Below are 304 nucleotides of genomic sequence, written 5' to 3'. Positions count from 1 at the left end.
ACAACGTTGATTGTAACCGACGCAGGTTGTTCTGCCTGCCGCCAATCGGCGGTGACATAACAACCCAGCGGCAACGCGCATTTGCTTCGCAAATACGCTGCCTGCCGCTCGCCAGCCTTGCTCCGCAAGGCCGTCGGATTTGGATTTTCCTCGGTTTGGTGGCTACAGCACAAGTGAAACACCCGGTCCCATCCCGAACCCGGAAGTTAAGCACTGTCGCGCCGATGGTACTTGGGCTCAAGCCCTGGGAGAGTAGGTCACCGCCAAACCTAGTAAAATCCAAAACCTCTCTTGAACGATACAA

General features: G+C 55.6%; 1 rRNA gene. It reads left to right on the top strand.

What is annotated here, in order from left to right:
- Positions 1-154: 154 nt before the first annotated feature.
- Positions 155-269: ribosomal RNA gene (gene rrf / locus AB9K35_RS24555) — 5S ribosomal RNA — on the top strand.
- Positions 270-304: the final 35 nt, after the last annotated feature.

Source organism: Leisingera sp. XS_AS12 (genome assembly GCF_041224635.1).
Taxonomy (GTDB): Bacteria; Pseudomonadota; Alphaproteobacteria; order Rhodobacterales; family Rhodobacteraceae; genus Leisingera.
The sequence above is the reverse complement of the archived record's forward strand: the minus strand, read 5'-3'. Positions and strand labels throughout refer to the sequence as shown.